This is a genomic window from Pedobacter heparinus DSM 2366, assembly GCF_000023825.1.
Lineage (GTDB): Bacteria > Bacteroidota > Bacteroidia > Sphingobacteriales > Sphingobacteriaceae > Pedobacter > Pedobacter heparinus.
Window position 1 is genome coordinate 1,731,976 of record NC_013061.1, and the last position, 24,769, is coordinate 1,756,744.

Here is a 24,769-nt window from a genome sequence, read left to right on the forward strand (position 1 = left end):
TACTGATGTAGATTGTTTTAATCGGAAAAAATGTCTTGTTAAGATTAATATTTTTTAATGTCCTAAAAAACCTGTCTTTCGGTTTCATTGTATTTAGCATCACGGGCTGCATTTGGAGTATGCATTTTTTATGGATATATTTGTCTTTCTATTTCTATATCCTATGTTAACCCCTCTCGAAAGTTTCTATTTAAATCAGGAAGAACCCTTAAGGGGCTGCTTTATGGCTTTAAGAGATTGCATTTTAAAGCAGGACGAACACATTACAGCAGAGTGGAAATATAAACTCCCCTTCTTTTACTTTAAGGGAAAGATGTTGTGTTACCTCTGGATCCATAAGAAATATCGTCAGCCTTATATCGGAATTGTAGAAGGGAACAGGATTGCACATCCGGACCTGTTACAGGAAAAACGGGCAAGGATGAAAATATTATTGATAGCGCCTGAAAGGGACTTGCCCGTGGAAAAGATCGGGCAGATACTGCGCGCTGCGCTTGCCTTATATTAAAAGAAGATGAAAGAGTTTTTTAGATTGTACTTAGAGGCCTACAGAGGGCTCTCTACCCCGGCATGGATGCTGGCATTGGTGATGCTGATCAACAGGAGCGGAGCGATGGTCATTCCCTTCTTAGGGGTTTATATGGTCAACCACTTAAATTTTAGTATAGAAGATACGGGCACTGTACTAAGCTGTTTTGGTATTGGCGCTGTATCAGGCTCTTTTTTAGGTGGCTGGTTAACAGATAAAGTGGGTCATTTTAAAGTCCAGCTGTTTAGCCTGATCCTGACTGTGCCCATGTTTTTTCTGCTGCCGGAACTGAATACTGTTTTAAAGCTGGCCATTGGTGTGTTTATACTCAGCATTATTTCAGAGACCTTCAGGCCTGCAAACTCGGTTTCTATTGCTTATTATTCGAGGCCGGATAACATTATCCGTTCTTTTTCTTTAAACCGGATGGCGGTAAACCTTGGTTTTTCTATAGGTCCCGCCCTTGGGGGCTTTCTGGCTGCAGTATCGTATACCTTTTTATTTTACGGAAATGCTGTTGCGGCGTTTTTATCGGCTTTATTGTTCTTTATTTACTTCCGCAACCGTAAGGGAAATGAAAAGAAAGCGGTTGTCCAGGAGAGTTTTACTGTTGATCCTGGCACAAGCCGTTCTCCGTATAACGACGGGCTTTTTATCGCTTTCAGTATGCTGAGCTGTATATATGCAATTTGTTTCTTTCAGCTGCTGAGCACCCTGCCTTTGTATTACCGCACAATTTATAAACTTACTGAAGCCGACATTGGGATTATTCTGGCTTTTAGTGGCATGGTGGTGTTTTTGTTTGAAATGCTCCTGGTACACATTGCCGAGAAAAGAATGACCGCCAGGGCAGTTATTGTATCGGGTGTATTGCTTTGCAGCCTGTCGTTTTTTATCCTCAATTTAACAAATGGCATCTGGGTACTGTACTTAGCTATGTTTGTGCTTTGTATTTCCGAAATTCTGGCCATGCCCTTTATGTCTACCATAACCCTGCAGCGTTCCTCGTTAAAAACCAGGGGCGCCTATATGGGCATTAATGCTTTGTCTTTTTCTGCTGCACATGTGTTCTCGCCATTTGTGGGCACCAGGATAGCTGCTGCTTATGGATTTGAAACCCTGTGGTACGGTACTACGTTGGTACTGTTGCTTACAGCTGCAGGGTTTTTGCTGGTCATGAAAAAAATGAAGTTATCGGCATAAATGCTGCTTATCGAAATGGTTTTTTTTCCCATTGTGCTATGGGTTTCGTTTTTTGTATGCTATTTTTTTTCTGAGCCTGAGGGATTAACAATACCGTAAGTACGGCTGGTGATTTTTCAGGCAAAGTGGTTTCAAAGCCAAGCATTACCGTGCCCGGATTGGGTGCATCATAAGCTGTTGTTGGGGCGGTAGACCATGTTTTAAGCTGGATATGAACAGGTTCCTGTACTTTTAAATATAGCTTTTTGCCATTTTTACTCAGCTCCGCCTCGTTGGGGCCAATGATTTTTACATCAGCAGCAGTAAGCATAGCCCAGCGTACCTTTGTTGCCTTGGCACCGCCTTCCAGTTCATCCCGAACCACCACATACTGCTTGTTAACAAGGGCAATTCCGCGGATGGCTTTAGAAAGCTGTGTTTTATAAACAGAACTGATGTCTACCACCGTGTTCATATAAGCCGGATTGTCCGAATAACTGACAATAGGGGCGTAACCATCCACATCTTGGAATTCGTTGTTAAAGCTGAGTGTGTTGTGGTACAGGTTATTGTACCTCAGTACCTGCCAGCGTTGGGAGTTTTGTTTCATATTCCATAGGTCGATCCCTTTAGCTTCCAAAGATTCATAACCCTGCATACCAAAATCGCTGGCCCATCTTACCCCATCTGCTTCCATTACAAAAGAGCCTACATCCATGTGGCCGTGGTTAACAGAAGGGGAGCCACCTTTCATGCCAATATACAGGGCATTGGGATCTGTCCATGAACTGCGCATCATCGCTACTGGGTTACTGCCTTTTCCTGTCCACATCGTTTTCTTCGGAGCCGGGATTTTATTCAGCTGGATACCACTGCTCCAGATCAGCAGGGCAGGCAGGAGGCGGTCGTCAGTAAGATGTTTAACTTGTTTAGCCAGGTAAGTCCTTTCAGTAAACAAGAGCGAAGGATCCTTTAGTTTTGCTGCAAACCAGAACATTGCCGGGTTAATTTCTCCGCCAGTGCCGGAATCAAAGTAATTGAAAGGCTGGCCGGTTGGTCCGGTCATGTTTAAAAGAAAGCCTGCGGTCTTTAAAAAGCCTGGTTGTTCTGAAAGCCCGAAATCGGTTGCAAGGGCTTTTTGAAAGGCACTGATCAGCAGTACGTTAAAAGTTGTCCCATAATTCCAGTAACCATAACCTTCGGGATAGGCCCCGTCGGGTTCATAGATCTTCATAGGGAGTTCAATGGTATTGATGGCGCGGTTAATGATCGTTTGGGCAAGTTCAGGTTGTTCTTCATAAACTGCCATTGCACCAAATGAAAGTCCGGCATTGCAAACCTGGTTCCAGTTGTGTGCAGCTTTAAGCCAGAACATATTGCTGCCATTTAGCATCGAAGGCTGAAGCCCTTTGGTGATGATGGCTGTTTTTATAGCTATTCTGGAGCTTTCGGGCAGTTCCTGGTAAAGCCAGTCGTACCCAATGGCCAATGCCAGGGTCATCTCTGCCACATCCAGGAAATGGTCGGGGTTCCAGTCTTCAAAAGCAGCTGCGGCCAGCATTTCCTTCTCGGCCCTCTGCAGGTATTTTTGCTGATGGGTCGTTCTCCATGCATAAGAAAGATAGAAAACTCTTTGCAGGCAGGTTCTTGATTTATCAAGTAAGCGTCTTCCGATCTTGATCCTTTCTACCGGTGCATCCTTTAAAAACTGATCGCATTTGGCCAGTATGCCATGGTGTACGTTTTGCAGCAGAACGTCATTTTTAATGGTTTTTTTAATGTTTTCTTCTTCTCCGGCAAGCAGGAGCAACCTGGGATGGGCCGGGAAGTTTGTTTTTCCGGACAGTTTATTTTGTGCAGCAGCACAGCAGGCGAGCAGAAAAAACAGGGCTGTAAAAAAAGTTTTCATTGGCCCTTAATATACAAATATTTATTTTCATCAGCATATTGTCATCTATTTTAAATTAATAGGAATATCGGGAAAAGTCGATATATCTTTGTGCCATGGATCAGCTCGAAGTTTTTAAGGCATTATCTAATAAGACCAGGCTGCAAATTTTGCAATGGCTTAAGGAACCTGAAAAATATTTTCCGGAACAGGAACATGCCGATTTTGAAAGTGTAGGAGTTTGTGTGGGTCAGATACAGCAAAAGGCAGGTTTAACACAGTCTACCGTTTCAGAATATTTGTCTATGCTCCAGAAATCAGGTTTACTGGAGTCGACCAGGCTGGGGCAGTGGACTTACTACAAAAGAAATGAAGCGGCTTTTGCCCGGTTGAGCGTTATCATCCAATCTGAAATTTAATAATTAATTACAATATCATATGAGTACTGCAAATCTATTCAGGCCTTTTAGTCTGAAATCATTGAACATAAAAAACAGGATTGTAATGGCACCAATGACACGTTCTTTTTCACCTGCTGGTGTGCCAACAGCAGATGTTGCTGCCTATTATTCCAGAAGGGCGGCAGGCGAAGTGGGCTTAATCCTGTCGGAAGGAACGGTTATAGACCGTGTTTCTTCGTCAAATGACCCTAATGTCCCTCATTTTTATGGTACTAAAGCATTGGCGGGATGGAAGGAAGTGATCCATAGCGTGCACCATGCCGGCGGAAGTATGGGACCCCAGATCTGGCACATGGGGATTATGGATAACCATCATTCGGGATGGTTACCTCCCGCACCTTTTGAAGGGCCATCTGATTTGAACAGACCTGGTTTTTCGAATGGTGTGGCGATGACACAGGACGATATTGATGCGGCTGTTAAAGCTTATGGAAAAGCTGCAGCTGAAGCAAAGAGACTGGGTTTTGATTGCGTGGAGGTACATGGTGCACATGGCTATCTGATAGACCAGTTTTTTTGGGAAGGCACCAATAACCGGAGCGATAACTACGGGGGCCAAACCCTGGCCGAGCGTACCAGGTTTGGTGTAGAAGTAATTAAAGAAGTGAGAAGACAGGTAGGCGAGGATTTTACCATTATTTTGCGATTATCCCAATGGAAGCCAGCTGATTATACTTTTAAGCTGGCTAAAACGCCTAAGGAAATGGAGTCCTGGTTGGAACCCCTTGTTGAGGCTGGTGTAGACATCTTTCATTGTTCGCAGCGACGCTTCTGGGAACCTGAGTTTGAAGGGTCGGATCTGAACTTTGCAGGCTGGGCCAAGAAAATAACTGGAAAAGCAACCATCACTGTTGGTTCTGTGGGTTTGTCGGGCGAGTTTCTGGCAGCCTTTAAAGGAGAAAGTTCTGAGCCAAGTTCATTGGAAGAGCTGATGAGAAGAATGGATAGGGGCGATTTTGACCTGGTTGCTGTTGGCCGGCCATTGCTGGCAGATCCAAACTGGGTACAGAAAATAAGGGACGAACGCCTTAGCGAATTAAAAGGCTTTTCAAGGGAAGCGCTGATGCAACTGTTATAACATCAGCTGCATACCTGATGCATAAAAAAAGCGCCGGTAAAATGCCAGCGCTTTTTTTGTTTTAAATGCAGTTATTTTAATACTTCTGCTAGCCTTTCTGTCTGATGATCAGCCAGCTTTTTTAAAGGGCCTGCAGCCAGCATTTTCATCATCATGTTCAGGTCGGCCGATATAATATGCTTGGCTATGGTACCACCCTTTCCGTTGTCGGCCACTGTCCACTTTAACTCTACATCAAAGGGTGCTTTTTCAACAGGAATGGCAACCAGTTCCTTATTCTCTATGCGGTTGGAAATTTTTATGGACAGTTTGGCCATGTTTTGTATGGTAAAACTGGCTTCATCTGCTGTGGAAGACCAGTTATAGATATTTTCAGGCATCAATTGCTGATGATTGTTCAGGTCTGCCAAAAATGCATATACCTTTTCTACAGGTAAATTTAGCTCTGTTGTACTTTCAATAACTGTCATTAGCTGTTATTTAATTCTTCTAATTCTTTTCCCCATTCAGCAGGGTTCCTGCGCCATTTTGTTAAAAGATCTACATCTTTCTGAGCAATAAAGCTATGTTCTGCTGCGTATTCGATTAAAGTGTTGTAGTTGGAAAGTGTAGCATAACGGCATTTTGCTGCTGCAAAGTTTTCGTCAGCCTGGTCAAAACCATAAGTAAATATGGCAACCAGTCCGGCTACTGATAAGCCTGCTTTTCTTAAAGCTTCAACAGCCTGTAAGCTGCTTTTTCCTGTCGAGATCAGGTCTTCTATCACTACTACCCGTTGTCCTTCTACAATCTCGCCTTCTATCAGGCTTCCTGTACCGTGTTCTTTTGCTTTAGCCCTTACATAAGCAAATGGTAAACCGAGTTCCTGGGCTACCAATGCACCCTGTGGGATACCTGCCGTGGCTACACCTGCAATCAGGTCTACAGAACCAAACTCTTCCTGTATCAACTGGGAAAGCTTTTGTCTGATGTAGGTTCTAACGGAGGGATGGGAAAGCGTGACCCTGTTGTCACAGTAAATTGGGGATTTCCAACCAGATGCCCATGTAAATGGGTTAGCCGGCTGTAACTTTATTGCTTTTATTTGTAATAAAAATTCAGCTACCTTTAATTCAATATCACTTTTATTATACATGGTTCAAAAATACGGAATTCTTTACATTTGTGCGAACCCTACCGCGAACTATGTATTTAGTCCGGGATAGAGAATTACAGAAAATGCTCGTTTAATTTAATTATTACCTATGCCGGCAAATATCGTTAATTAATTTGGCAGGATCAGGTGTTTTTTTGTATTTCATTGATTATAAGTTTGATAAAGAATTTATTTGTTGCTATACTCCTGCGGCCGACCAACCGGCCCATGCCCTAAGTCTGCCTGCTGGAATTAACTGTATTATTAAATTTGGTATGGCTGGTTCTCAGCCCATCGCTTTAAAATTTTATTTTGTTTTTTGCCGTTTTTTTAGTGAAATGAGCTGTAATTATCAGATTACTAGACTTTTTCAATTCGTCTGATGAACTTTGCCGGAAGCTTCACATAAAGGTACGAGTTCATTATGAAGGAAATCAGGATTGAAAGATCAATTACCAACAGGAGCCAGGATTCTCTGGCCCGCTACCTGCAGGAAATTTCAAAATACCCCTTGCTGGATGCAGAGGAAGAAATTGTCCTGGGAAAGAGGATTAAAGAAGGAGACTGGGATGCACTGCAAAGGCTGGTTAGCAGTAACCTGCGTTTTGTGGTTACAGTAGCTAAAAAATATGAAAGTCCGGACCTGTCGCTGGCCGACCTGATTTCGGATGGAAACATTGGCCTGATCAAGGCTGCAGAACGTTTTGATGAAAAAAGAGGTTTCAAATTTATTTCTTATGCTGTATGGTGGATCCGACAATCTATCCTGCAGGGAATGAACACCAGTAAACGAATGGTACACCTGCCCATGAGCCAGATCAGCGGGATACGGCAGGTAAAAAGATCAGAAATAAAACTGGAGCAGGAGCTTCAACGGATACCCTGCAGGGAAGAACTTGCCGGATTTATGAAGACTGCTGAGGAGGTAGTTTATGATTATCTGTATATTTCAGGTAGCCAGGTCTCATTGGATGCACCAACTGAAGGTCAGGATGGCGTGCTGATTCCTTGTATTGTTCAGTACGACAAAGGTCCGGCACCGGATGCCAGTCTAGAACGGGAATCACTTGAGAAGGATGTGCAACGCATGATGGACATCCTTAGTCCGCGCGAACGGAGCATTCTTTTTCTTGCTTATGGTATGGGTAACAACAGGCCATTGCAAAATGACGACATCAGTACTTTACTTGGATTAAGTACTGAAACAATCCGCCGTTCTAAAAATAAGGCACTGGACAGGCTTCGGGGCTTAAAAGAAATAAAAATGATGCGCAGATATCTTTAATTACACAATAATTATTTTTTATGCTTTAATTCTGTACTTTTAAAATTTGTTTTTCATCGCTGTTTTTGCATTTTGTTCAGGATGATTTCGGCTGTAAAAACAAAAAATACTGAAACTAAGGGCTTAGGAAAATGAAGGTAACATCATGAAAAAATATAGGATTTACATTAACGACAACACTTTATATATTACTGCAACTGCACCCGAACTGATTACTGAGATTGAACCGCTGGAGGTTGAGGGTTTTTATTTTCCCTCCTTTTATAAAAGGTTAAGTACGGTATCGGGCAAATCCTATTTATTGATAGATAAGGACCCGCAGGCATTGTTTAAGAGCATAAAAAAAAGCTGCACGATCATTAAAGCAGCTGGTGGACTGGTAGCCAGTGCCAAAGGCAGGCATCTCTTTATTTTCAGGAATAAAAGATGGGACCTGCCCAAGGGAAAAGTAGAGAAGGGCGAGAAAATGAAGGAAGCGGCCTTAAGAGAAGTGGAGGAGGAATGCGGGGTGAAAATTTATACCAATGGGGATAAGCTCTGTAAAACTTATCATGTATATACCCTGGGCACTAAAATAGTACTTAAAAAGACGAACTGGTATAGTATGACCGTTAAGGGCGAACCTAAACTGATCCCCCAAAAAGAAGAGGGCATTACAAAGGCCAGCTGGCTGGGCAAAGATGAGCTTAAGCCTATAATAGCAAATACTTATCCGTCTATTATGGACGTACTGGAAGCCGGTGAGCTTTTAGAACAGCGTGTTTTATAAATGCGAAATGGCTTCCTGAGGTAAAAACTTGCTCACATCGCCATGGTTGCGTAAAATATCTCGTACAATGGTAGAGCTGATGGCAGAATATTCAGGTTTGCTTAAAATAAAGATGGTTTCCATTTCGGGCATCATGGTCTGGTTGATCTGGGCTATGGCCCTTTCATACTCAAAATCACCGACAGAACGTATACCCCTCACCATGTACCTGGCATTTATTTTTTTGCAGAAATCAACAGTTAAGCCTTCGTACAGCTGTACATCTACTGCAGGGATGCCTTCAAATACTGTTTTTACAATTTCTTCACGTTTTTGGGCAGACAAGAAACTCTGTTTGGAGCTGTTTAAGCCTATGCCAACCACAATTTTATCAAATAAAGGTAGGGCACGCTTTAAGATATCGACATGGGCGATGGTAATGGGGTCAAAAGAACCGGGAAAAAGTGCGATCTTCATAATCAAATGGATTAATGCGTTTTTTCAAAAAAACTAAATGAGGAATTGCCGTAACGCCGGGTTTCTGTATAGCCTGGCTGGTCATTGAGTTTTAGCAAAGAGGGGTGTTCTACAATTAACAACCCATTGTCGGTAAGCAGGTTGTTTTTCATTACCAGCCCGGGAATTAACGGAATGCCCGGGATGTTGTAAGGAGGATCTGCAAAGATGATCTGGTAAGCCTGCTGTGGCTGTTCAAGAAATTTAAAAACATCTGCTTTTTGTACCTCTATTTCCTGTAGCTTATGTTTTTCTATAATAGATTTTACCCAATACACACATCCCGAATGCTTATCTACCGCAGTAACCTGTTTTATCCCCCTCGAGGCAAACTCTATACTGATATTGCCTGTTCCGCAAAACAGGTCGAGCACATTGCAGTTCTCAAAATCGTAAGTGTTGTATAGAATATTGAACAGGGCTTCTTTGGCCATATCTGTAGTGGGCCTTACGGGCAAACTTTCGGGGGCATTGAAACGGATGCCTTTTAATCTTCCTCCTATTATTCGCATAAATCAAGGGCTAGCAGGCTGCTGTAATAATGAGCGGGCATATCATCCAGGATCTTTTGATCTGCTTCTTTTGTAGGAGGTAAATTGAACCGGATAATTTTGAAATATTTTTCTATAGAAAGGTAGTATTCGTTCCCTTCATGTATGATCCCACTCAGCTGTACTTCGGTATGGGCTGTATTGAGCCGGAGCTGACTGATGATGAGCAGGAGGTAGTAATTAAATTCTGCAGCATTTTCTGTCTGATAGTAATGCTGAAAGATTAATTTTTCATCGGTAATGTAGGCTGCATGAAAGGCTGCAGCAGTAAAATCAAGCAGCAAAGTACTTTGCTTGTTCGGCCTGGCCAGCGCTAAAATCGGTGCATTTTGTGCATATAGCTTATAATTGCTTAACGAGGCAGCCAGGATCTCTTCTGTAAATTGCTGTAAAGTAAAAATGGAAGTAAAGCCAAAGGTGTTGAATGGCCTGGTATGCAGGTTGGCCGACTGTTCTTCTGTAAAGAATTTGGTATACTGCCCCAGTTGCTGCGGGTCAAACAGATCGTTGGGGATATCTATTGTATTCCCGGTATGTACAGCAATTTTTGTTTCTTTGAAGGTCAGGTTTAGATAAACGTCTGTTTTTAGCCTGACAGCCAGGGTTTGGGATATATTGTTACATTCCTGCTCATCGTAAATGGCTTTGAGCTGATCGCTGCTTTTATCTATGATGGCATAAGAAAAATTATCCGGCGTTATTTTTACCAGCAGATCACAATTTGCTGCAGTATTTGGGTCAAATTCCGGATCAACCAGTAGTATGCTGTTTTTATTATCCATATTAGCAAAATTAATCCTTTTTTCTATAACATCACCATCGCATATTTGTTAAATGGATAAAGCAGCAATTATAGCAGGGGCATACGCTTTTACACCAACCGCTGAACAGCTTGATTTTTGCAGGGAAATGGCTGAGTTTTTATCGCATGGACTGGATAACCAGTGTTTTATATTAAGGGGCTATGCAGGTACGGGTAAAACCACCTCCGTAGCTGCACTGGTCAAGGCTTTGCCGCAGTTTAAGTATCGTTCTGTATTGCTGGCGCCCACAGGCAGGGCTGCAAAAGTAATGAGCAATTACACAGGTAAAAAAGCGCTTACCATCCATAAAAAAATATACAGGAAACGTGCTGCAGTAGCTACAGACCTTTCCTTTCAGCTTGCGCCCAATCTGGCCGAACATACCCTGTTTATTGTGGATGAAGCCTCCATGGTTGCGGATGAGTGGATTACCCATACAGGCTCTTCTTTTTTAAAGGATTTAATGGCGTTTGTGTACAATGGTAAAAACTGTGCCCTGGTCTTTGTAGGGGATACAGCCCAGCTGCCACCAGTTGGGAGTATAGACAGCCCTGCTTTAAACAAAGCATACCTGGCATCAAATTTTGGTAAGCTGGTAAGTGCTGTTGAACTTAAGGAGGTGGTGCGGCAGGAAAAAAGATCGGGCATTCTGGCCAATGCGACCATGTTGCGGCAGCTCATCAATAACCTGGAGGCTGAAAATGAAGGGAAGGTGGTTTTACCTAAATTCATGACTAAAAACTACAAAGATATATTCAGGATGACGGGCCTGAAACTGGTAGAAGGACTGGAGTATGCTTATGGCAAATTTGGCATTGAAAATTCGCTGGTGGTATGCAGGTCAAATAAATCGGCTAATGTATACAACCAGCAGATCAGGGCCCGATTGCTGTATCGCGAAGAAGAACTTACCGGTGGAGACCAGATTATGGTGGTCAGGAACAATTATTTCTGGCTGCCCGAAAATGAATCAACCGCTTTCATTGCCAATGGCGATATGGCCAGGGTTGTGCGGGTAAGAAGGACAGAGGAGCGCTACGGCTTTCGTTTTGCGGAGGTTCAGCTTGAATTTCTGGATTTTCCGGATGTGGGAACGGTTACCTGTAAGGTAATGCTGGATACACTTACTGTAGAAGCCCCGAATTTATCTTATGAACAAAGTAATAAGCTGTTTGAGGAATTAAATATAGATTATGAGCATATTAAAAATAAACGGGAACGTTTTAATGCCATTAAAGAAGATCCATATTACAATGCACTGCAAATTAAATTTGCTTATGCAGTAACCTGTCATAAGGCACAGGGCGGTCAGTGGGACGCTGTATTTGTTGATCAGGGCTATTTAACGGATGAAATGGTAGACATGGATTTTTTAAGGTGGCTATATACAGGTGTTACAAGGGCAAAAAGAGAATTATTTTTAGTAAATTTTGCCCCTAACCTGTTTTTGGCCCCTGCCGAAGACCAATTTTAAAATTAAACGATAAGGATATGAGATTTGCGTACTCGGTTAAACAGAAAATGAAGATTGCGGTATTGCTGTTTTGCATTATGGCCTGTACCATTCTGATCAGGCTTTTAGAGGACAAAAGTGTGAAAAGCATGAACAAATCATTTGTATCGCTATATAATGACAGGTTAATTCCGGCTACAGACCTGTTTTATATAGCAGAATATGTAGACCAGAAGCGTTCGCTTGTGGAAGAGGTGTTGTATGCTGCAGCCACACATCCATTTAACCAGGCAGTACTGGAGCAGAAACTGGGCAGAATAAATGCAGCCATCGATTCTTTGATCAAGGATTATGAAAAAACCTTTCTGGTAAAACAGGAAAAAGAAAAGATTGCCGAACTAAAGGCCTGGCTTTTGGGACATAGCGCTGTAGAGAATAAATTGTTGAATACAATTGCTGTACAAGGGGTAGAAAAAGCGCGGTTAATGTATGAAACTTTTGGCAGGAATGCCCCTGGTGAGATCATTCAGAAACTATCAGAGCTGATGCGGATACAAAGGCAGGTTGGGGAAGAACTGACAAAAGATACCGCTTTTATGGTATCGGGTAATAAGGTGTATTCCAGTTTTCAACTGGCACTGGCCATTTTGATCGGTATTTTAATTGTAGGGATTGTTTTTACCTCTAATGTTGTTAAAATAAGTAACGATAAGTTTAACCTGAATTAAGCTGCTATAAAAGGCAGGGTGATCTGGAAGGTTGTTCCTTCATTTTCCCTGCTGTTTACAGTTAAAGAGCCGCCATGCTGTTCTATGATCTGTTTAGAAATATGAAGGCCCAGACCTATTGATTTTTCGCCCTTAAGCCCCGGTCTGCCAGCCTTGGAAAAGGGATCAAAAAGCATTTGCTGTAAACTCAGAGGGATTCCGATCCCAAAATCGGTGATGCTGATGAGGCATGACTGATCAGATTTTGAGACATCAATATTGATGGGCGTTTCTGACTTTGAAAATTTAAGGCTGTTTCCAATCAGGTTATCTATTACCCGTGTTAGTTTAGAAGGGTTTACAGCCGCTACAAGCTCTTGCGGCGGGGCATGAAAGATGATCTTACGTTCATTGTTCAGGTTCCTCTGCCAGTTGTTGCATATATTGTTCATAAAGGCGATCATATTGGTGGTCTGCAACTGGAAAGGCGTTTTATTGTGCTGTGCAATTTCCAGCAGGTCGTCGATGATGCTTTTTGCCTGGCGTGTGGAACTCAGGATGAGTTGCATTTCTGTACTACCGAAATCGGGATTGTCTTCCAGCACAATCCTGGTAAGTGCCTCTATGTTATTGAGGGGATTTCTAAGGTCGTGGGCCACAAAACCAAGGATTTCACTTTTTTGATGGTTCAGCAAAAGCACCTCAGCATTTTTTTCTTCCAGTTGTTTGACTTTTACAAACTGTTCGGCTTTAAAGTAATAGCTATACCTGGAACAGGCATACATAAAAAATGCCAGCACCCCGGACATGATCACATTGAGGAGCTTTTGCTGATTGCTGATATCGGGGATAACCATTGCTGCAATGAACAGCAGCACAATATAAATAGAGATGATAATGATCTGTTTAAATTCGAGCGCGAAAAATACACTGACGGCTACAACACCGGTAAGGAATATGGTTAATGTGTTTTTGGGATTAAACAGGGAAAAAAGATAGCTTACTGTAAAGGATGTGGTGAGTAAGAACAGGCAAAACACAAGTACGAGCAAATTTCTGCCTGTTGTTGTCCAATGTGCAGACTTTAAGGCATAACCGCTGATAAGGATAAATGTAACCGATCCTGAAAGCTGTATCCAGTTCAACTGGTTATAGTGGATCAGATTGGGCATGGAAACGAACTCATGCTGATAAAAAATAGAGGTTAACCTTACGCCAAAGGCAATAAACAGTACAAGGGTTGCTAAAATGGTAACCTGCTTAACGTTTATATAGCCATAGGTATCCTGAAATTCCTTGGTATACTTACTCGGGATTCTGTATCTAAATAATTGGAACACTTTATGATTTTGGAAGTAAAAATAAAGAAAGGAAACGAAGTTATCTTATAATTATGTTAATTTTGCCAAAAGAAACAGCTATGCCCCTTCTTGTTGCCATCGAATTTAATTATGCTTTCTTTTTTAAGTTGATAAAATTTGGTTTAGTGGGTTTTGTTGGGCTTACCGTTGATTTTAGTATTACATACCTTTGCAAGGAAAAATTAAGGATCCATAAATACATCGCCAGTTCACTGGGTTTTACCATTGCCACAGCTGCAAATTACAGATTGAACCGTTACTGGACCTTTGCCAGTCACGAAGCAGCAAGTATGACCCAGTTTGGTAAATACTTTATGATCTGTCTGGTGGGCCTTACCCTGAGTAATATACTGATTTACCTGCTTAACGATAAGTTAAAATGGGACTTCTATGTGGCAAAGGCTTCCGCAATAGTGATAGTGTCCTTATGGAATTTTTTTGCCAACTATCTGTATACCTTTAACAATTAAGGTTATTTTTTTAATTCACCGGGCAGGTAGCCAAAGTGTTTTTTAAAGGCTTTTGAAAAATTATAGGGTTCGTTATACCCCATGGTATAGGCGGCTTCGTATACTGTGCACTGCGATTCCAGCAGCATTTGCCGCGCATAGTTCATTTTCAGTTCATTTAAATAACCAAAAACGGTCAGGCCAAAGAGTTCTTTAAAGCCTTTTTTCAGCATAAATTCATTAATACCTGCCTCACGTGCTATTCCGCTTAAGGTAAGCGGGTCGAACATGCATTGCTGGATATATTGTCTTGCAGCATGCAGCTTGTCAATATGGCGGCGTTCTATTTGAACGGGCTTGGCGCCGTTCAGGGCATCGGCCTGTTCGGCCTGTAGTAAAAAGAGCTCTGTGATCTTGGATTCATAAAACAGCTGTTTCATGTTTCCGGTATACACACAGTGGTGCATATCGTTTATGACCGATTGCTGTTTTGGGGTAATCGGCAGGGCATGATCGGAAATGTCTGCTATTTTTCCTTCGCTTACCTTATCCCAGAAACGTTTCAGGCATTCCAGATCTGTAGCATAGAGCCTGCTGAAAAAAGGTTCGTAAAGGGCTATGCCAAAGTTGCGGACTTCTGGACTGCTTAAAGCATAGTATCCGTCAAAACCAGGGGCAAAGGTAGCGGCATGCTGATTGTCTTTCAATACATATTTATCCTTGCTGTTTGCTTCCCATGCCGAGCTGATGCCCTGAATAGAAAAATACATGTTTAAGGCAGGTGTATCGGTTTGTTCGCGCAGGGTTATTTCCTGTACCAGCTTACTGTTGCCAGAGAATATATCTGCACCATTAATTTTTACTTCGCTGAAGCTCATGTAACCTGTATTACCCAAATAGTCAGCAAATTCTGCCTTGGGGACTTCTGACATTTCGGTACATAAAATCAAATTCAATTCACTGTCGATCATAGGGTTATGTTGTGATGTGTGGATGCGTTTGAACTAACGAATCTAATGATTTTTTTAAATTTAAAAGAAATAGTCAGGAAATAAATCCTTTTAACATGGTTATTGCTCCTTATTGAAGGGGTACGGATATTTCATTTTTATTCAAATTTGATACCGGCAAAATATTTATTCTGATCACCGAAATTTGGAAAAGATGAAGCAAGAATACATTGAAATAAAAGGGGCCCGTGAAAACAACCTTAAGAATGTTTCACTTCGTATCCCTAAACGCAGGATTACTGTATTTACCGGTGTTTCCGGTTCTGGTAAATCTTCTATTGTATTTGAGACCATTGGGGCAGAGGCACAGCGTCAGTTGAATGAGACATTTTCGACATTTGTGCGTAACCGTTTACCAAGGTATAGCCAGCCTGATGCAGATGCCATAGAAAACCTTTCTACAGCAATTGTGATTGACCAAAAGCGTTTAGGGGGCAATTCCCGCTCAACTGTTGGTACCATTACTGATATTTACGCCATTCTGCGCCTGCTTTTTTCCAGGATTGGCCAGCCTTTTATTGGTTATTCCAATGCTTTCTCCTTCAATGATCCCTCGGGCATGTGTCCGGAGTGCAGAGGGATTGGCGATACGGTAAGGCTGGACCTGGACAACTTTATCGACAAGTCCAGATCCCTGAACGAGGGTGCAATTCTGTTCCCGGTTTTTGCTGTGGGTAGCTGGTACCTTAACACGTATCTGTATTCGGGGCTTTTTGATAACGACAAAAAGCTGAAGGATTACACAGAAAAAGAATGGGATACCCTGCTGCACGGTAAAAAAATGAAAGTGCCGATGAAGCATGAAAACGATATGCCCATAAACGGTCAGTATGAGGGGCTTGTAGACAAGTTTAACAGGCTCTATATACAGCGTGATACCAGTGTAATGTCTGAATCGCTACGTTCAACACTGGAACGCTTTATCAGGTTTGAACATTGTGCGTTCTGCCAGGGTACCCGGCTTAACCAGGCTGCACTAAGCTGTCGCATTAATGGGTATAACATCGCTGAAATGTCGGCCATGCAAATTGACGAGCTCATTAAAGTTATTTCATTAATTGACCATAAAATAGCTGTCCCTATGACGGATGCACTGAGGGATAGGCTCCGTAATCTGGTAGATATCGGACTGGACTACCTGAGTCTGGACAGGGAAACCGGAAGCTTATCAGGTGGCGAGTCACAACGCATCAAAATGGTCAGGCACCTTGGTTCCAGTCTTACCGATATGATCTATATTTTTGATGAACCCAGTATAGGCTTGCATCCTCGTGATGTGCATCGCCTTAATGAGCTGCTGCTGCGCTTAAGGGATAAAGGCAATACCATACTTGTGGTAGAACACGATCCCGAGGTGATGGCGATTGCGGACCACATTGTTGATGTTGGCCCTAAAGCTGGTATCCATGGTGGCGAAATTGTTTACCAGGGGACGCCAGCAGGCCTGTTACATGCTGACACTCTTACCGGCCGTTTTATTGAACACCAGGCAGTTATAAAAAAGACTTTCCGGCAGCCAACAGGTTATTATAAGCTTGAGGGGGCCAGTCTGCATAACCTTAAGCATGTTAACGTTTCTATTCCTGCCGGTGTTTTTACGGTGGTTACCGGTGTTGCCGGATCGGGTAAAAGTTCACTCATAAATGGTGTTTTTGTAAAACGTTATCCTGAGGCGGTGGTGATAGACCAGTCGGCCGTAAGCACTTCCATCAGGTCAAATCCGGCTACTTACACGGGCATTATGGACGATATCCGTAAATTATTTGCCCAGGCCAATAAGGTCAGTGCTTCTTTGTTCAGCTTCAATTCAAAAGGGGCATGCCCAAACTGCCAGGGAACAGGATTTATCCTTACCGATCTGGCCTTTCTGGAGCCGGTAAAAACGGTTTGTGAGATTTGTGGCGGCAAGCGTTTCAGGGAAGAGGTTTTAGCATATAAGCTGAATGGTAAATCTATAAGTGAGGTACTGGAGATGACCGCTGAAGAAGCAGTGGTTTTTTTTGAAAAAGGAGACCTGAAAAAGAAACTACAGGCCATACATGATGTAGGGCTGGATTACCTTACACTTGGCCAGCCACTCAGTACTTTATCTGGTGGAGAATGTCAGCGCATTAAGCTTGCCAGTAATTTACACAAAAAAGGTAACATTTATGTACTGGACGAACCTACAACAGGTCTGCACATGTCGGACGTTGGGCACCTGCTGGAAATTATAGATCAGCTGGTGGACAGTGGCAACTCGGTCATTGTGATTGAACACAACCAGGATGTGATTAAAAATGCAGATTGGGTGATTGATATGGGACCTGAAGGTGGTAAAAAAGGAGGCGAGATCGTGTTTATGGGAACGCCTGGAGACCTGCTTAATGAAACAAAATCTTTGACAGGACAATATTTAAAAAAAAGTAATGAATACATATATGAAACCTAAAATCTATCTCATAATTGTGCTGCTTGTAATGTCTTATGTTAGGCTGAGGGGGCAGGGTACTGACTCTTTAAACTATCAGCTTAGCCTTAAAGCAGCAATTGATTACGCATTGACACACCAAACTGCTGTGCTGAATGCGACGGTTGATGAAGAAATAGCCCGGAATAAGGTGAAAGAAACCATTGGCATTGGTTTACCGCAGGTTTCTGCAAGCTACAATTTCCAGGATTTTTTAAAGCTGCCAACCACATTATTACCTGGAGAGTTTTCCAATCCACCTTCAGATACCCCAATTCCGGTTAAGTTTGGTACAAAATATAATTCAACAGCAGGCATAGAGCTGAGCCAGCTTATTTTTGATGGCAGTTACTTTGTTGGTCTGCAGGCTTCCAAAACCTATAAGGAACTGTCGGTCCGTAACAGCAGGCGCAGCAAAATTGAAACTGCAACGGCAGTTACCAAAGCCTATTACTCGGCATTGGTAAGTACTGAGCAGCTGGCGCTGGTAGATGCCAATCTTGCACAACTTACGAAATCACTAAACGACACGGAGGCCTTGTTTAAAAATGGCTTTGCAGAGCGGATTGATGTAGACAGGCTCCAGGTTTTGAAAAACAACCTGGAGACAGAGCGTGAGAATGTGACCCGATTGCTGCAACTGAATATTGATATGCTGAAATTCCAGATGGGAATGCCCATTCAGGCCCGGCTTTTGCTTACCGATAAGATCAGTGACATCAGGTCAGAACCGGTTGCAGCTATGGCCACAGATTCAACTGCTTACAAAGGAAGGATTGAGTATTCTTTACTGGAAACGCAGAAAAAACTGAATGAGCTGGACTTCAAAAGACAGAAAAGTACGTTCCTGCCTACATTGAGAGGTTTTGCCAGTGCATCAAAGAACTACCAGTCGGATGAATTTTCGAAACATTATGAGCAGAGTTTTCCGACCTCAGTAATCGGTTTTACGCTTTCCTGGAATATAATTAATGGGGGACAACGTATTTACCAGATGCGGACTGCAAAACTGACCATTCAAAAGACGGAAAATGAAATGCTGAACCTAAAAAATGGAATAGCAAACGAAATTTCGGCCGGTCAGAAGATTTACCTGAACAGCAAGCGCTCTGTAGAAAACCAGGAGCGCAATCTGACCCTTGCCAAAGAGATCCTTCGGGTAACCCGGGTCAAATATGAGCAGGGGGTAGGCTCCAGCCTGGAAGTGACAACAGCGGAAACTTCATTAAAAGAAGCGCAAAACAATTATATAAAAGCTTTATATGACTTGCTGATCAGTAAGGTAGACTTGGATAAAGCGGCAGGAAAAATCAATTATTAACCTCAAAAACCAACACAACAATGAAAACATTATTATATACAATTACACTGGCACTTCTTTTTGCTTCCTGCTCATCAGATAAGCCAAAAGATAAAAAGGGGGAGCTTGAACAGCTTAAAAAACAGCGCACTGAACTGAACGGGAAAATAGAGAAGCTGGAAGCAGAACTGGGGCAGAATAAAACCAAAACCGACCTTAAGGATGTAGTGGTTTCGGAACTTGCAGAAACACAATTCAGGAATTATGTAGAGGTGCAGGGAAAAGTGGATGCGGAAGACAATGTAGAGGTGATGCCGGAATCGCCGGGAACCGTGACTGCCATTTATGTAAAAGTAGGGCAAAACGTAAGCAAGGGCCAGGTACTGGCCCAGCTGGACGATAAGGTACTGCGCCAAAGTGTTGCTCAACTGCAAACCCAGCTGGATCTGGCCAGTACAGTGTTCAATCGCCAGAAGAACCTATGGGACCAGAAAATCGGCACAGAGGTTCAGTACCTGACCGCTAAAAGCCAGAAGGAAGGGCTGGAAAAACAACTGGCCGGACTGAAATCACAGGCTGCTATGAATAAGGTTAAAAGCCCTGTTTCCGGTACAATAGATGCAATGGAGCTGAAGCTTGGCCAATCTGTTGCGCCTGGCAGCCCAACAGGCATCAGGGTAGTCAATGCCAGCAGGCTTAAGGTTAAGGCACTGGTTTCGGAAAACTATGGCGGAAAGGTAAACCAGGGCGATGAGGTTACAGTTTCTTTACCTGATGTGCCAGCTAACCTGAATGCCCATATTTCTTTTGCTGCAAAGGTCATTGACCCGGTTTCCAGAGGTTTCAATGTAGAAGTGAAGCTGCCTTCAGATAAGAGGTACCGACCAAATATGGTGGCTGTATTAAAAATTATAGACTACAGAAACGATAGAGCCCTGGTGGTTCCTGTAAATGCCGTACAGAAATCTGAAACCAGTGAATATGTTTTCACAGCTGTAAATGGCAAAGCTAAAAAAGTAGAGGTGAAAACAGGGAAGATCTCGGATGGTAAAGCCGAAGTGCTGTCGGGCCTGAAAGCGGGCGACAAAGTGATCACTACCGGATTTCAGGAACTGAATGACGGGGACAATGTAAAGTTATAAATGTACGCTGATGAAAGACATAAATAAAGAATTTAAGCCCTCCAGCTGGGCAATAGATAACAGGACAGCAATTTATGTGTTTACCTGTTTGCTGGTCATTGCTGGTTATTTTTCTTACCAGAGCCTTCCGAAAGAGAATTTTCCGGAAGTAATTATCCCAAAGATATTTGTACAGACCATTTATCCGGGAACATCGCCTGCAAATATGGAAAACCTGGTTACCAAACAGCTGGAAAAGGAGATCAGGGGCACCCTGGGCCTGAAAAAGGTGACTTCCAGTTCTTTTCAGGATTTTTCGTTCATTACTGCTGAGTTTAATACCGGTGTGGACATTAAAGATGCCAAGCAGCGGATAAAAGATGCGGTAGACAAGGCAAAGACAGATCTTCCTTCTGACTTGCCGGACGATCCTGTAATTATGGACATCAACCTTTCGGACCTGCCGATCATGTACATCAATATCTCGGGTGATTATGACCTTAAAAAGCTAAAGGAATATGCAGATGACATAGAAGACAGGGTTGAAGGACTGAAGGAAATTGCAGGAGTAGATATTGTAGGTGCCCTGGAACCGGAAATCCAGATCAATGTTGACCTGAAAAAGATGGAAGCTGCACACATTTCTTTCAATGATATTGCACAGGCCGTAAGTAAAGAAAATAAGACCATATCCGGGGGCTCGGTAAAAATGGATGGTATGCTGCGGACATTAAATATCAAAAAAGAGTTTAAAGACGCCGAAGAAATAGGAAATATGATCGTAAAAACGCCTACAGGCGGATCTGTATATCTGAAAGATATTGCCGAGGTGAAGGATGCGTTTAAAGAGCAGAAGAGTTATGCCCGTTTATATGGTAAAAATGTAATCACACTGAATGTCAGAAAGCGCAGCGGCGAAAACCTGATCGAAGCTTCGGACAAGATCAATGCGATGCTGAAAGATATGAAGGGGAAGGTGATCCCTGAAAAGCTGAACATTACGATAACGGGTGACCAAAGCGACCAGACCCGGATTACGCTCCATGACCTGATCAATACCATTGTTATTGGCTTTATCCTGGTTACCCTGATCCTGATGTTTTTCATGGGGGTAACCAATGCACTGTTTGTGGCATTGTCTGTTCCGTTATCTATGTTCATAGCCTTCCTGTCCATGCCGGTATTAGGCGGTATATTCGATTTTAACTTTACCATGAATATGATGGTACTGTTTTCTTTTTTACTGGGACTGGGTATTGTAGTAGATGACGCCATTGTAGTGGTTGAAAATACCCACCGTATTTTTGATAACGGGAAAGTACCCATCGTACAGGCAGCCAAAACGGCAACAGGAGAAGTATTTTTGCCTGTGCTTTCGGGAACACTGACCACACTGGCCCCTTTCTTTCCGTTGCTGTTCTGGCCGGGAATTATTGGCGAGTTCATGTATTTCCTGCCGGTTACGCTCATTGTCACCTTATCAGCCTCATTGGTTGTGGCTTATATCATCAACCCTGTTTTTGCGGTTGACTTTATGAAGCCACACCACGATCATGAAGACCAGAAGCCCACATTTAACAAAGCGGTAAAACGGACTTTGCTGATTTTTACGGTATTGGCCCTGCTGGGTTACCTGATTAATTTTGGTGTGGGTAATTTTGTGGTATTGCTGGCCCTGCTTTATTTGCTGAACCATTTTTTCCTGATGGGGCTGATCAAGAAGTTCCAGACAGTTACCTGGCCAAAGGTAATTAACGGCTATCATAGCCTAATTACCTGGGCACTTAAACGCCCACGTACCATGATATGGAGTACTGTTGCCTTATTTTTCTTTACGCTGATATTGGTTAGTGTGGTGCCGCCAAGGGTTGTGTTTTTTCCAACGGCAGACCCTAACTTTGTATATGTGTATGTGGAACTGCCTGTAGGTACCGATCAGGCCTATACCAGTAAGGTTATTGATCAGATAGAACAGAAAGTGACCCAGGTGGTTGGCCGCAACAATCCCGATGTTTCTTCTATCATTTCAAATGTAACGGTGGGTGTAACCGACCCACAGGGTGAGGACCAGGGCGAGTATAGCAATAAGGGCAAGGTTACCGTAGCTTTTGTTCCCTTTGGCAAGCGTACCGGGGAACGTACGGTAAACTACCTGGACAAAATCCGTAATGCAGTAAAAGGTATCCCCGGTGCCGAGATCAGTGTGGCCCAGGAGCAGGGTGGGCCGCCAACCGCAAAGCCCATCAGTATTGAAATTACCGGTGACGACCTGGATTCTATAGCGGTAACTTCGGACAGGTTAAAGAAGTTTCTGGACAGCAGGCAGATTGCTGGTGTAGAGGAACTGAAGTCTGATTTCCAGAACAATAAGCCCGAGATCATTTTTGACATCGATAGGGAAAGGGCAAACCGGGAAGGTATTGCCACACAGGATATAGGCTATGCATTAAGGGCGGCACTTTTTGGTTTTGAGGTGTCAAAATACCGCGATGTGAACGATGATTATGAAATCAACGTAAGGGCAATGGAGACCCAGCGAAATAACCTGGAAGCTTTGAGGAACATGAAGATCACTTACCGGGATATGGGAATGAACGGAATCATCAGGCAGGTGCCGATCTCTTCTTTTGCCAATATCGATTATGTGAACACTTATGGAGGCATTAAGCGTAAGCAACAAAAAAGGATCATTATTTTATCCTCTAATGTATTGTCCGAATACAATGCCAATGAGGTGGTGGCCAATATCCAGACAGAGATCAATGAATTTAAAGCACCTGACGGCGTAGAAATAAAAATGGCCGGAGAACAGGAAGAACAGATGGAAACAGCGGCTTTCCTGGGTACAGCGCTGATCAGTGCCCTGTTCATTATCCTGATCATACTCGTGTTGCAGTTTAACTCTATCAGCAAACCTGTCGTGATCTTAAGCGAGATCCTGTTCAGTATTATTGGTGTGTTGCTTGGGGTAACTATTTTTGGAATGGAACTGTCTATTGTGATGACCGGACTGGGTATTGTGGCCCTTGCGGGTATTGTGGTACGGAACGGGATTTTGCTGGTCGAGTTTGCAGATCTGATGGTGAGCCAGGGCATGGAAGTTAGGGAAGCGGTAATTGAAGCCGGTCGTACCCGGATGACCCCGGTATTGCTGACCGCTACAGCAACCATGCTCGGATTGATCCCGCTTGCAGTAGGTTTAAATATTGATTTTGTAACCATGTTTACAGAGCTCCATCCGCACCTTTATTTTGGCGGCGACAATGTGGCCTTCTGGGGACCATTGTCGTGGACCATTATCTTTGGGTTAAGTTTTGCCACTTTCCTGACCCTGGTGCTGGTGCCCTGTATGTACCTGGTGGCCGATAGGAATTCGAAGAAACTAAAGTCATGGTTTAAAAAATAACCGTTCTCTTCGAAGGCTGCATAATTTGGCTCTGAAGGGAGCCAAAAGACGCTATGCCTTCTCTGAGAAGGTAATTTTTTTGCTCAAAGCATTGCGGAAGGGCCAGGTGCGTACCCTTTTTTACACAAAATATGCCTTCTCTGAAGCAGCATAGTATCTTCGAGCATCTTCAGCGCGATTATGTAGCCGCAGAAGAGAACGGCTTATTTTGAATTTTAACATATTTTAACATTTTAACCGCTATTTTTCTATTGCGAAAGGACAACGCTTTGTCTAATTTTCGCAGCGAATAAAAAATGGGTATAAATGGAAGAAGTAACTAATATTACTGCGCATTCATCGTATGGAACTGACCTCCGTGCACTGAATGAAATGATACAAAAAGAAAGTGCATTTATCGATCTCCTGTTTATGGAAATGGATAAAGTGATTGTTGGACAAAGATATATGGTAGAGCGGCTGATGATCGGGTTGCTGGCCGACGGGCATATTTTGCTGGAAGGGGTACCCGGCCTTGCAAAGACCCTTGCCATAAATACACTTTCTAAGGCTATAGATGCGGGCTTCAGCAGGGTACAATTTACACCAGATTTGCTTCCGGCAGATTTACTGGGAACCATGATCTATAACCAGAAGAAGGAAGAGTTCATTGTCAGAAAGGGGCCTTTGTTTTCTAATTTTATTCTTGCTGATGAGATCAACAGGGCACCGGCTAAGGTACAGAGTGCTTTACTGGAAGCTATGCAGGAGCGGCAGGTAACGATTGGCGACAATACTTTTGAATTGCCTAAACCTTTCCTGGTACTGGCCACCCAAAATCCGATTGAACAGGAAGGGACCTATCCGCTGCCGGAAGCACAGGTAGACAGGTTTATGCTCAAAGTGGTGATCGGTTATCCCAATAAAGAAGATGAAAAAAAGATTATGAGGGCCAATATCGCCCCTCAGGGTATGCCTAAGCCAAATGTAGTGCTTCATCCAGACGAAATTTTAAAAGCCCGTAAAGTGGTAAAAGAGGTTTATATGGATGAAAAGATTGAACAATACATCATCGATATCGTTTTTGCAACCCGTTTCCCCGATCAGTATAAACTGGCCGATTATAAAAACCTGATCAGTTTTGGTGCCTCGCCAAGGGCCAGCATTAACCTGGCACTGGCAGCTAAAGCTTATGCATTTATTAAAAGAAGAGGATATGTAATTCCGGAAGACGTAAGGGCCGTTTGTCATGATGTGCTGCGGCACCGTATTGGCCTGACCTATGAAGCGGAGGCAGAAGACATCAATACAGAAACCATTATTACCGGAATATTGAATGCCATAGAAGTGCCGTAGTT

At 43.0% G+C, this 24,769-nt stretch carries 22 protein-coding genes; 14 read left to right on the top strand and 8 right to left on the bottom strand.

The window, feature by feature from the left end; translation table 11 throughout:
• Positions 1–163: 163 nt before the first annotated feature.
• Together PHEP_RS07285 and PHEP_RS07290 are read left to right on the top strand one after the other, a co-directional pair.
• Positions 164–508 (top strand): DUF1801 domain-containing protein, encoded by a 345-nt coding sequence (locus PHEP_RS07285; RefSeq protein WP_012781615.1) that lies wholly within the window; start codon positions 164–166, stop codon positions 506–508.
• A gap of 6 nt (positions 509–514) precedes the next feature.
• Positions 515–1,732, top strand: coding sequence for an MFS transporter (locus tag PHEP_RS07290; protein ID WP_012781616.1), 1,218 nt, complete (start codon positions 515–517; stop codon positions 1,730–1,732).
• A 7-nt stretch (positions 1,733–1,739) separates the two neighbouring features.
• Here the strand turns inward: PHEP_RS07290 and PHEP_RS07295 are convergent, their stop codons facing one another.
• Positions 1,740–3,620 carry a heparinase II/III domain-containing protein gene (locus PHEP_RS07295; RefSeq protein WP_012781617.1) on the bottom strand — a complete coding sequence of 627 codons (1,881 nt, stop codon included), beginning with the start codon at positions 3,618–3,620 and terminating at the stop codon, positions 1,740–1,742.
• 95 nt (positions 3,621–3,715) lie between these two features.
• On the opposite strand from PHEP_RS07295, the gene PHEP_RS07300 reads away from it, so the two are divergent.
• Together PHEP_RS07300 and PHEP_RS07305 are read left to right on the top strand one after the other, a co-directional pair.
• A complete protein-coding gene (locus PHEP_RS07300; RefSeq protein WP_012781618.1) occupies positions 3,716–4,018 on the top strand; it encodes an ArsR/SmtB family transcription factor in 303 nt (100 codons plus the stop codon).
• A 19-nt stretch (positions 4,019–4,037) separates the two neighbouring features.
• Entirely contained in the window at positions 4,038–5,138 is a 1,101-nt protein-coding gene (locus tag PHEP_RS07305; RefSeq protein ID WP_012781619.1) for an NADH:flavin oxidoreductase, read from the top strand.
• 71 nt (positions 5,139–5,209) lie between these two features.
• On the opposite strand, the gene PHEP_RS07310 is transcribed toward PHEP_RS07305, so the two are convergent.
• Both PHEP_RS07310 and pyrE read right to left on the bottom strand, forming a co-directional pair.
• On the bottom strand, positions 5,210–5,608 hold the full coding sequence (locus PHEP_RS07310) for an SRPBCC family protein (RefSeq protein WP_012781620.1): 399 nt from the start codon (positions 5,606–5,608) through the stop codon (positions 5,210–5,212).
• Positions 5,608–6,273 (bottom strand): orotate phosphoribosyltransferase, encoded by a 666-nt coding sequence (pyrE, locus tag PHEP_RS07315; protein ID WP_012781621.1) that lies wholly within the window; start codon positions 6,271–6,273, stop codon positions 5,608–5,610. The genes PHEP_RS07310 and pyrE overlap by 1 nt, the downstream gene beginning before the upstream one ends.
• Positions 6,274–6,697: 424 nt before the next feature.
• Between pyrE and PHEP_RS07325 the strand changes: the two genes are divergently transcribed.
• Together PHEP_RS07325 and PHEP_RS07330 are read left to right on the top strand one after the other, a co-directional pair.
• A complete protein-coding gene (locus tag PHEP_RS07325) occupies positions 6,698–7,558 on the top strand; it encodes a sigma-70 family RNA polymerase sigma factor (protein WP_012781622.1) in 861 nt (286 codons plus the stop codon).
• A 145-nt stretch (positions 7,559–7,703) separates the two neighbouring features.
• Positions 7,704–8,327, top strand: a complete 624-nt coding sequence (locus tag PHEP_RS07330; RefSeq protein WP_012781623.1) for an NUDIX hydrolase — start codon at positions 7,704–7,706, stop codon at positions 8,325–8,327.
• Here the strand turns inward: PHEP_RS07330 and coaD are convergent.
• Genes coaD through PHEP_RS07345 form a run of 3 tightly spaced genes read right to left on the bottom strand, consistent with a single transcriptional unit; the run spans position 8,322 to position 10,155 of the window.
• Positions 8,322–8,783 (bottom strand): pantetheine-phosphate adenylyltransferase, encoded by a 462-nt coding sequence (gene coaD / locus PHEP_RS07335; RefSeq protein WP_012781624.1) that lies wholly within the window; start codon positions 8,781–8,783, stop codon positions 8,322–8,324. The genes PHEP_RS07330 and coaD overlap by 6 nt on opposite strands.
• Positions 8,784–8,794: 11 nt before the next feature.
• Complete coding sequence (locus PHEP_RS07340; RefSeq protein ID WP_012781625.1) at positions 8,795–9,334, bottom strand: RsmD family RNA methyltransferase; 540 nt, start codon at positions 9,332–9,334, stop codon at positions 8,795–8,797.
• Entirely contained in the window at positions 9,325–10,155 is an 831-nt protein-coding gene (locus PHEP_RS07345) for a DUF3822 family protein (RefSeq protein ID WP_015807297.1), read from the bottom strand. Before PHEP_RS07345 ends, PHEP_RS07340 begins: the two co-directional genes overlap by 10 nt.
• A gap of 52 nt (positions 10,156–10,207) precedes the next feature.
• Here PHEP_RS07345 and PHEP_RS07350 point away from each other — a divergent pair, with 52 nt between their 5' ends.
• Positions 10,208–11,650 (top strand): ATP-dependent DNA helicase, encoded by a 1,443-nt coding sequence (locus PHEP_RS07350; protein ID WP_015807298.1) that lies wholly within the window; start codon positions 10,208–10,210, stop codon positions 11,648–11,650.
• Positions 11,651–11,667: 17 nt separating this feature from the next.
• Positions 11,668–12,357 (top strand): MCP four helix bundle domain-containing protein, encoded by a 690-nt coding sequence (locus PHEP_RS07355; RefSeq protein WP_015807299.1) that lies wholly within the window; start codon positions 11,668–11,670, stop codon positions 12,355–12,357.
• On the opposite strand, the gene PHEP_RS21530 is transcribed toward PHEP_RS07355, so the two are convergent.
• A complete protein-coding gene (locus PHEP_RS21530; protein WP_015807300.1) occupies positions 12,354–13,676 on the bottom strand; it encodes a sensor histidine kinase in 1,323 nt (440 codons plus the stop codon). The two genes, PHEP_RS07355 and PHEP_RS21530, sit on opposite strands and share 4 nt — an antisense overlap.
• A 53-nt stretch (positions 13,677–13,729) precedes the next feature.
• On the opposite strand from PHEP_RS21530, the gene PHEP_RS07365 reads away from it, so the two are divergent.
• Entirely contained in the window at positions 13,730–14,167 is a 438-nt protein-coding gene (locus tag PHEP_RS07365) for a GtrA family protein (RefSeq protein WP_015807301.1), read from the top strand.
• A 2-nt stretch (positions 14,168–14,169) separates the two neighbouring features.
• Here the strand turns inward: PHEP_RS07365 and PHEP_RS07370 are convergent, their stop codons facing one another.
• Positions 14,170–15,078 carry a helix-turn-helix transcriptional regulator gene (locus PHEP_RS07370; protein WP_036674296.1) on the bottom strand — a complete coding sequence of 303 codons (909 nt, stop codon included), beginning with the start codon at positions 15,076–15,078 and terminating at the stop codon, positions 14,170–14,172.
• A 232-nt stretch (positions 15,079–15,310) separates the two neighbouring features.
• Between PHEP_RS07370 and PHEP_RS07375 the strand changes: the two genes are divergently transcribed.
• The 5 genes from PHEP_RS07375 to PHEP_RS07395 all read left to right on the top strand — a co-directional run bounded on the left by PHEP_RS07375 (position 15,311) and on the right by PHEP_RS07395 (position 24,767).
• Positions 15,311–17,587, top strand: a complete 2,277-nt coding sequence (locus tag PHEP_RS07375) for an ATP-binding cassette domain-containing protein (RefSeq protein ID WP_015807303.1) — start codon at positions 15,311–15,313, stop codon at positions 17,585–17,587.
• Positions 17,577–18,926 carry a TolC family protein gene (locus PHEP_RS07380; protein WP_015807304.1) on the top strand — a complete coding sequence of 450 codons (1,350 nt, stop codon included), beginning with the start codon at positions 17,577–17,579 and terminating at the stop codon, positions 18,924–18,926. The genes PHEP_RS07375 and PHEP_RS07380 overlap by 11 nt, the downstream gene beginning before the upstream one ends.
• 20 nt (positions 18,927–18,946) lie before the next feature.
• On the top strand, positions 18,947–20,047 hold the full coding sequence (locus PHEP_RS07385; RefSeq protein WP_015807305.1) for an efflux RND transporter periplasmic adaptor subunit: 1,101 nt from the start codon (positions 18,947–18,949) through the stop codon (positions 20,045–20,047).
• A 10-nt stretch (positions 20,048–20,057) separates the two neighbouring features.
• The gene (locus tag PHEP_RS07390; RefSeq protein WP_015807306.1) at positions 20,058–23,432 is read left to right on the top strand and encodes an efflux RND transporter permease subunit; all 3,375 of its coding nucleotides are present in this window, start codon (positions 20,058–20,060) and stop codon (positions 23,430–23,432) included.
• A 306-nt stretch (positions 23,433–23,738) separates the two neighbouring features.
• Complete coding sequence (locus tag PHEP_RS07395; protein WP_015807307.1) at positions 23,739–24,767, top strand: AAA family ATPase; 1,029 nt, start codon at positions 23,739–23,741, stop codon at positions 24,765–24,767.
• The last annotated feature ends 2 nt before the right edge of the window (positions 24,768–24,769 follow it).